General features: G+C 36.4%; 6 protein-coding genes and 1 tRNA gene. 3 read left to right on the top strand and 4 right to left on the bottom strand.

Translation table 11 applies throughout. The annotated features are described in order from the left end of the window. The first annotated feature begins 220 nt into the window (after positions 1 to 220). Entirely contained in the window at positions 221 to 1,120 is a 900-nt protein-coding gene (gene argB, locus AFK68_RS09715; protein ID WP_094672533.1) for an acetylglutamate kinase, read from the top strand. Positions 1,121 to 1,454: 334 nt separating this feature from the next. Here the strand turns inward: argB and AFK68_RS09710 are convergent, their stop codons facing one another. From AFK68_RS09710 to AFK68_RS09700, 3 genes are all read right to left on the bottom strand, one after another. After that, a complete protein-coding gene (locus AFK68_RS09710) occupies positions 1,455 to 1,913 on the bottom strand; it encodes a DUF948 domain-containing protein (protein ID WP_210407326.1) in 459 nt (152 codons plus the stop codon). Positions 1,914 to 2,019: 106 nt separating this feature from the next. Continuing rightward, positions 2,020 to 2,367 (bottom strand): YtxH domain-containing protein, encoded by a 348-nt coding sequence (locus AFK68_RS09705; RefSeq protein WP_094672532.1) that lies wholly within the window; start codon positions 2,365 to 2,367, stop codon positions 2,020 to 2,022. 132 nt (positions 2,368 to 2,499) lie between these two features. Next, positions 2,500 to 2,808 (bottom strand): hypothetical protein, encoded by a 309-nt coding sequence (locus AFK68_RS09700; protein WP_094672531.1) that lies wholly within the window; start codon positions 2,806 to 2,808, stop codon positions 2,500 to 2,502. Between the two features lie 161 nt (positions 2,809 to 2,969). On the opposite strand from AFK68_RS09700, the gene AFK68_RS09695 reads away from it, so the two are divergent. Both AFK68_RS09695 and AFK68_RS09690 read left to right on the top strand, forming a co-directional pair. Next, positions 2,970 to 3,143, top strand: coding sequence for a DUF4351 domain-containing protein (locus tag AFK68_RS09695; protein WP_094672534.1), 174 nt, complete (start codon positions 2,970 to 2,972; stop codon positions 3,141 to 3,143). Positions 3,144 to 3,207: 64 nt separating this feature from the next. Continuing rightward, complete coding sequence (locus tag AFK68_RS09690) at positions 3,208 to 3,768, top strand: YHS domain-containing (seleno)protein (protein WP_094672530.1); 561 nt, start codon at positions 3,208 to 3,210, stop codon at positions 3,766 to 3,768. A gap of 183 nt (positions 3,769 to 3,951) precedes the next feature. On the opposite strand, the gene AFK68_RS09685 is transcribed toward AFK68_RS09690, so the two are convergent. Then, positions 3,952 to 4,024, bottom strand: a tRNA-Phe gene (locus tag AFK68_RS09685). Positions 4,025 to 4,619: the final 595 nt, after the last annotated feature.

Genomic DNA, 4,619 nt, shown 5'->3' with positions numbered 1-4,619 from the left:
TATTTATACCCTGTAAATTTTGCATCTCATCCTTGAAAAAAGTAGTAAAGTGACACACCTTAAATATTGGTTGATAAAAATTCTCAGATTTTGATATAACAAAGATTAAACTAATACAGCTAAAATACTAGATTAGTAGTGTTAGTTTCGTAGTGTAAATCAGAAATAATAAAATAAACTATGATTGTTCAAATTATCAACTAAAAAAGAGTAGCTCTCTATGCTAAAAAGTACAGACTTTGAAAATCAGTCAGAAATTAGTCGAGTAAAAGTGCTAAGTGAAGCACTACCTTACATTCAAAAATTTGCTGGTCGTAAGATAGTCGTGAAATACGGTGGTGCGGCCATGAAAGATAGTAGTCTAAAAGATCAAGTAATTAGAGACATTGTATTATTATCTTGTGTCGGTATACGTCCCATTGTTGTTCATGGTGGCGGTCCAGAAATTAACTCTTGGTTGGGCAAACTAGGAATTGAACCTCAGTTTAAGGATGGTTTGCGGGTTACTGATGCGCCGACAATGGAAGTAGTAGAAATGGTCTTGGTGGGAAAAGTCAATAAAGAAATTGTTTCTTTAATTAATCAAGCTGGTGGATGTGCAGTGGGTTTGTGTGGCAAGGATGCCAACTTAATTAAAGCGCGTCCCGAAGGAAGTGAAGGAATTGGTTTTGTTGGAGAAGTTAGTAACGTTAAAATAGAGATTTTACAATCCCTAGTTGATAATGGCTATATCCCAGTGGTATCTACAGTAGCGACGGATGAGCAAGGACAAGCTTACAATATTAATGCTGATACAGTGGCAGGTGAAATTGCTGCGGCTATGGATGCAGAAAAGTTAATTCTCCTGACAGATACAGCCGGAATTTTAGAAGATTATCATAATCCAGATAGTTTAATTGTTAAGTTAGATATTCAAGAAGCAAGAGGATTAATTGAAAAAGGAATTGTATCTGGTGGAATGATTCCTAAAGTAAATTGTTGTGTCCGGAGTTTAGCTCAGGGGGTTCGAGCAGCTCATATTCTTGATGGTCGAGTTCCCCATGTACTTTTACAGGAAATATTTACAGATGCTGGAGTTGGCTCAATGATAGTAAGTAACTTAGGATTAATTTCAGAGTAGAGTATCTGAATTAGTTTCTTGACTATCAACTTCTTGCTTTGTCCAGGAATCTGAATTTAGACTAGAATCTTCAGTAGTAGTAGGATTGAGACTCCCTGTCAATTTATTTACAGGGATTCTAGAGGTCTAGAAAAGACGGGATAAATCCACGTCTTTTCTAGGGTTACTCTAGTTAAGGGGACTCTCATTTACGGTTAAAATAGCCATGCTAATTACCTTAACATATATCTTGCACAATATTGTAAGATTATTTGAGAAAAGGATACGAATAGTTTGAACCATTCGGGTCGGATTTCATCCATCGCTTAAAAGACGATGGCTTTATACTCCCGTGTTATTTTTGGTAAGGAGAATGACTCTTATTACTATTCTTGTGATAAGATAAAGAACTATGGTTTGATGGTATCCTCGTATTTTCTTTTGCTTGTGGTTTACAATTAAAAGTTTTCCAAGCTACTTTAATACCAGCAAAAATACTTTTAGTAGTAGTTTTCGCTTGTTTCGTTTGTTGGCGAACATTACTTAGACTTTGATCGACTTGCTTGACAATTTCTCCTGCACTTTGAACACCATCATTTACATCATCAGTTAACTCACTAATTTCTATACCAGTAAGACGAATTGCTTCTAAGGTTGGTGGTAGTTCACGATCTAGGGTATCAGCTAGTTTTTCTATGCTACGAGCTGCTCTTGCTAAGGCCAACATCGCAGGTAAAGTGACAATTAATACAGTTGTCAGGCTCAATGCAACCAGTAATAAGGATAGTCCTAACCAAAACAGAGGGTTATTCACAGGTATTTCGCCTAAGCAGGGGAATGATAATTTCCTATACCTGGATTATCTTAACAAGAATGAGTGCTTTTGGAACTCCGATAATTCTGAGAAAAAGTTTATAACTTTAACCTTTCCTGTCTATTACTACTGAAACTTCAGAGCTTTTTGTCTCTGTTTGAGATAATATTTCTCTCTCTTTTTGACTAGCTTCTAATCCAGCAGCGATCGCTTCTTTGAGTCTTTCTAAGATTTCTTCCCAAGAATTAGTAGCAGAGTCTGAAAAACGGTCTGTTTGAAATTTGAAACTGGTGGACAAGTCTGTTACAAGTTGTGGAATAGCTGATGCTGATTTTTTTACCAACTGTCTTGTTTTTTTGCCTGTTCTTGGGGCCATTAATAACCCTGTTGCTGTACCTATGGCTGAACCTAGCAGTAAACCACTGATAAATAACCCAGATTTTTTATTGGACATTTTTACAATTTATATATCTAGAAAACTTATTCTTATAGTAGATATATATTAATATATTGAGGATGAAAATTTTGATTTTGGCACTTCAGAGTCCTTAGTTACAAAGCTCTTGGGCAAAAAAATAAATCCACATTACTTTAGTAAAATTCTACTATAACGATGCCATATTCTTCTGAGCAACCAAAACATGGCTATTACTTGCTGCACCTGTTGAACTTGTAAATTCAGTTGTTGATATAGTTGTCGTAGTTGATTTACCCTTTGCAATCGAAGTTGTAATAATTTTGGTGTTTTGGTAAGTATTTTATCTGTGCAATTGTCTATTAAGCTAAGATTGCGTTCAACTTTTAACAATATTTGCCTAAATATCCAGATTTTCCAAGCTAGGTAAAAGCCAAAAATTGATATAATTATATTTACTTCAATTACTAACCACAGCATCTTTCACTCCACTGAAAAATTTCGAGAATAACACTAACAAGTAGTCTAATCATAATCAATACCTGGTGTTTTACGACCGATTCCTAAAATACCTTTCACAACTTGAATTTTTACCGTAAATATGCAGCCTAATATTGCAGGATGTTGGACGGGAGCAAGTAGTGAAAAAAATCTCAAGTCAAATTCACAGAAAGTTTGGAGAAATAGCTCCAGAAGTTCAGACTCAGATAGAGCAGTTATCTCTAGAAAAATTAGATACTTTAGGTGATGAAATTTTTGATTTAGCAACTATAGTAGATTTGGAAAACTGGATAGCTAATCAACAACTAAAATAGATAAGTATGGGGAGGGATGTATAGCTCATCCAAAATCCGAAAATCCTTTTGAGAAAAAGTTAAGATGAAACGTCGATATTTTGTCCTGTCTTCAGTTAGTTTCGGGTTGGTCATAGGGTGTACTTCCCCAAAAACGAAAGATTACCCTCAGCCATCAGTCGAACTATCCACCGATCCTGTAAATTCTACTATTGCCGTATCGTCCAACAAAACTGATGAATCTAAGATTGCCAATGTCACAGAGCCGATTTTTGCGGAAAATGGAGTTGCCATTCGAGGTGCTGACCCAGTTGCCTATTTTCAAGTAGCTCAACCTGTCCAAGGAAATAAACAATTTACTCACAACTGGATGGGTGTAAATTGGTGGTTTTCTAGTGCCAAAAATCGCGACTTGTTTGCAGCTTCCCCAGAGCAATATGCCCCACAGTATGGAGGTTTCTGTGCTTTTGCAGTTGCCAATGGATACACAGCCCCTATCGTTCCAGAAGCCTGGAGCATTGTCGAAGGGAAGCTATATCTCAATTTCAGTTTAAGGGTTCGCGCTAGATGGGAACGAGATATTCCAGGCAATATTGCCCGCGCCAATAAAAACTGGCCTGCTGCTGCCGCCAACTTTCGGGGATAAAGCTCTAGTTGCTTGGTTATGATGTACTACAGCTTATAATAAAATTTTTTGTCTAGACAAGCTACTACAATAATTAACTATTTTAGTTAGGTCACTCCAGTAGGATGGATTTAGGAATTTTTCCTAAATTAACTACAGCGTATGACATCTATAATCTTTAGAAATATTAGAGAAATAATTAAATGCCAGGAGGCGGACTTGAACCGCCGACACGAGGATTTTCAGTCCTCTGCTCTACCAACTGAGCTATCCCGGCTTTTTTTTCACTTTCACTATATTAGCAGACTAAATATAATTTGACAAGTGCTTGAGCAATTTTTTTTTATTATTAGCTGTAATGCTGACTAGATAATAATTTTAGCTTAGTTTGCCCAATTAAAAACAAGTCAAAAGTCAAAAGTCAGAATTAAAGTAAGGAAGTTATTTAATAATATACCTAGTTAGGAAAGGAAGTCAAGAGTCAAAAGTTAAGAATTAAAGCAATGAGATGACCAGAGGTACTGATAACTGATAATACCAATTTAAAAAAAGAATGTTATAAATAGTTTCAAACTTTTATACCAAATCCAATGAGAGTAATACCAATTTCATCAACTTAGGCTACACTACTTAGTTAGAGTCGATGGAGGGTATTATCCCTCGCACCTCTCCTTCAGAACCGGACGTGCGACTTTCACCGCATCACGGCTCCTAGATAATCTTAGGCTTTTGGCCTTTTGCCCATGTGGATATAATCGTGGCATGACTCATGTACTGCTAAAAGATTATTAGGTTTCCAATTGTCGTGGTTGCCGTCGATGTGATGCAGTTCTACCTTTTCTTTGTTGTCTAGGTAGTGTCCGCAGTGCCCA

Origin of the sequence: Hydrocoleum sp. CS-953, from assembly GCF_002260545.1 — a bacterium.
Taxonomy (GTDB): domain Bacteria; phylum Cyanobacteriota; class Cyanobacteriia; order Cyanobacteriales; family Microcoleaceae; genus Trichodesmium.
The sequence above is the reverse complement of the archived record's forward strand: the minus strand, read 5'-3'. Positions and strand labels throughout refer to the sequence as shown.

What these genes read in the sequence shown, in the direction of transcription:
- argB (WP_094672533.1), top strand. Translation starts at nt 221, where the DNA reads ATGCTAAAAAGTACAGACTTTGAAAATCAGTCAGAAATTAGTCGAGTA.
- AFK68_RS09705 (WP_094672532.1), bottom strand. Translation starts at nt 2,367, where the DNA reads ATGTCCAATAAAAAATCTGGGTTATTTATCAGTGGTTTACTGCTAGGT.
- AFK68_RS09700 (WP_094672531.1), bottom strand. Translation starts at nt 2,808, where the DNA reads ATGCTGTGGTTAGTAATTGAAGTAAATATAATTATATCAATTTTTGGC.
- AFK68_RS09690 (WP_094672530.1), top strand. Translation starts at nt 3,208, where the DNA reads ATGAAACGTCGATATTTTGTCCTGTCTTCAGTTAGTTTCGGGTTGGTC.